This is a genomic window from Leuconostoc sp. (assembly GCF_965300815.1).
This window is the reverse complement of record NZ_CBDKZH010000062.1, coordinates 1-2,617: the sequence shown is the minus strand read 5'-3', so window position 1 is coordinate 2,617 and position 2,617 is coordinate 1. Positions and strand designations below refer to the sequence as shown.

Genomic DNA, 2,617 nt, shown 5'->3' with positions numbered 1-2,617 from the left:
TTGATTGAAATTGCGGATAACATGCAGACGAGTGTGCCGCATATTTATGCCATTGGGGATGTGACTGCAGGGCCACAACTGGCCCATAAGGCGAGCTTCCAGGGTAAGATTGCCGCTGCAGCGATTGCGGGGGATCCGCAAGCACATGACCTGCATTATGGGTTACCAGCCGTTGCGTATACGCAAGTTGAGCTGGCAACTGTTGGCGAGACACCAGAATCAGCCCAAGCCAACCAACTGGACGTTAAAGTGTCCAAATTCCCCTTTGCGGCCAATGGTCGTGCCATTTCAATGGGTGAAACGGCGGGATTCATCCGCTTAATCAGTGATAAGACCACCAATGCAGTGTTAGGGGCGCAAATTGTTGGCCCAAGTGCTTCAGATTTGATTTCAGAGTTGGCTTTGGCCATTGAAAATGGCCTGACCACACAAGATATTTCATTGACGATTCACCCACATCCAACCTTGGGTGAGGCGATTATGGATACCGCTGAATTGGCAGATGGATTACCCATTCACATTTAACATGCAATACTGACATAAGCAGCAAATGACGTTGCCAACACTTGGCAACGTCATTTTAATTCTAGGAGAGTTATGGTTTATATTACAACAAACGACAACGTACAATTAGCCTATCACGTTTATGGGATTGGCCAGCCAATTGTCTTAATTGCTGGCTATTCTGGCAACCAAGCGACGTGGACAGCACAAATTCCGGCATTCGTAGCAGCCGGGTATCAAGTGATTACTTATGACCGCCGCAATCATGGGCAGAGTGATCAAGTGGCTTACGGCATGCGGCTATCGCGTCACGGAATGGATCTCGCCACGATTATCTCAGCTTTGGCACTCAAACAACCCATTTTATTAGGGCATTCGATGGGCGCCAGCACAATTTGGGCGTATTTGTCACTATTCGGGGATGCTGACATTCGTGCCGTGATCACTGAAGATCAAATTCCCAAAATGATTCAGACAGCAGACTGGCCGTATGGTTTGTTAGGGGCTGATGGACAACATTTGCAGGCGGCCTTGACTCAATTACCCGTCACCAAATTGACCAACATGAAGCTCTCGGCTGACATCAAACGTGCCATTGGGCAACATTTTCAACCTTTTGATTTCAAATTGAATGCCCCGTTATTACTGAATAGTGCGGTGCAAGATTGGCGGGATGTTTTACGGCGTGAAGCGGTGCCACCCTTGTTTATTGCGGGTGGCCAGTCACCATTATGGCCAGCTGAACATGCCAAAGTGTTAGCACAGATGACGGCGCATGGGCAATACGTCATTCTGCCTGAAGCCGGCCATATCCCCCATATTGAAGATCCAACGACGTTTAATGACGCCGTTTTGACTTTCTTAAAGCGTTTATAAAAAATTAACGGCCATAGTTGTTTTTTTGTTGACTAATCAGTCAACAAAAACTATAATCAAGGCATGGGAAGAAAAACAAGTTTTGATCACGATGTCGTTATGTTACAAATGAGTCAAGTTTTTGCGCGCTTTGGCTACGCAGGGACCGCACTGGATGATTTAGTGGCCGCAACGGGTGTCTTACGAGGCAGCTTATATCGTGCATTTGGTAGTAAACAGGGGATGTTTATTGCGTGCCTGACAGCAGGTTTAGCCAAACAGCCACAATCAGAATTAACTTGGCGTTTGATTTTAGTAGCATTATTAGAATTAACCCAAACAAGCACAGCCGTTCGGACGTTGATCCAAAAATGGTATTGCGAACAAGAGGCGACAACAGTTCTCGCACAGTTAGGGCAACAACTATTGAATCAAAGTGGTATTTTAAAGGAGGCATTACCAGATGGAAAACACAGTTGAATTAACAGCAGATATGTTAGTCGTGACACCAGTTGGAATAACAAAAATTGCTGCGTTAAAAGAAGCCGTACGTGTACCAAGGGCGCATGTGGTGGGCGCTTCGATTGATGCGGGCATCCTAAAGGAAAAGAAAGGGCTACGTATGCCCGGGACAGCTATTCCGGGCTATTGGGCGGGGACTTTTCGTAAAACAGGCGAAGAAACGTTTTTTAACATTAAACAAACAAGTGAACCAGTTGTGATTCAGCTCAAAGATGAACGTTACACCCGCTTAGTAATTGGTGTCGCGCAGCCACGAGAACTCGTCAATCAGATTAATAATTGGGTGGCGGGACACGATTAAGTTGATGAAACGTCTGTTGGTCATGAAAAAAGGATTAGCTGATGTGCTAATCCTTTTTGTGAGTGATCGGTTATATTTTTGCTTGCGTAATCAATGGTTAGCAATTAAGCAAACAAAAAAATCAGCCGTTAATGGCTGATTGGTTTTAAAAGCGTGATTGATGTGCCGCGATGCTGCGACGAATAGCTTGCTTTGACACTTCTTCGTGTTGTGCTTCAGCTTCTTCGGCTGGCTTGATAACTGTTTGGCGATACCCAAGTGCAGAAGCAGCAGCAACAAGGGCTGATCCAATAATACCAACGATAACGCCTGACTTAAATGACTTCATAATCCCTCTCTTTTCTTACGTTTTTCTAAAGTCTATTATCAACTATTTTGACGTATTTGTAAATGAATTTAGTATAATAAAAATTATGACAAAACAAACACAAATTA

5 protein-coding genes are annotated in these 2,617 nt (G+C 44.8%); 4 read left to right on the top strand and 1 reads right to left on the bottom strand.

The window, feature by feature from the left end; translation table 11 throughout:
- The 4 genes from ACW12G_RS05205 to ACW12G_RS05190 all read left to right on the top strand — a co-directional run.
- Window positions 1–525: FAD-dependent oxidoreductase (locus ACW12G_RS05205; protein WP_455647428.1), on the top strand; the 525-nt coding region annotated here is incomplete at its 5' end.
- A 72-nt stretch (window positions 526–597) separates the two neighbouring features.
- Complete coding sequence (locus tag ACW12G_RS05200; RefSeq protein WP_455647427.1) at window positions 598–1,380, top strand: alpha/beta fold hydrolase; 783 nt, start codon at window positions 598–600, stop codon at window positions 1,378–1,380.
- A gap of 99 nt (window positions 1,381–1,479) precedes the next feature.
- Window positions 1,480–1,839 (top strand): helix-turn-helix domain-containing protein, encoded by a 360-nt coding sequence (locus ACW12G_RS05195; RefSeq protein ID WP_243129777.1) that lies wholly within the window; start codon window positions 1,480–1,482, stop codon window positions 1,837–1,839.
- A complete protein-coding gene (locus ACW12G_RS05190) occupies window positions 1,823–2,182 on the top strand; it encodes a PH domain-containing protein (protein ID WP_068850531.1) in 360 nt (119 codons plus the stop codon). The genes ACW12G_RS05195 and ACW12G_RS05190 overlap by 17 nt, the downstream gene beginning before the upstream one ends.
- A gap of 145 nt (window positions 2,183–2,327) precedes the next feature.
- On the opposite strand, the gene ACW12G_RS05185 is transcribed toward ACW12G_RS05190, so the two are convergent.
- Window positions 2,328–2,510: a DUF3042 family protein gene (locus ACW12G_RS05185; RefSeq protein WP_029509042.1), complete on the bottom strand. Its 183-nt coding sequence runs from the start codon at window positions 2,508–2,510 to the stop codon at window positions 2,328–2,330.
- Window positions 2,511–2,617 lie beyond the last annotated feature (107 nt).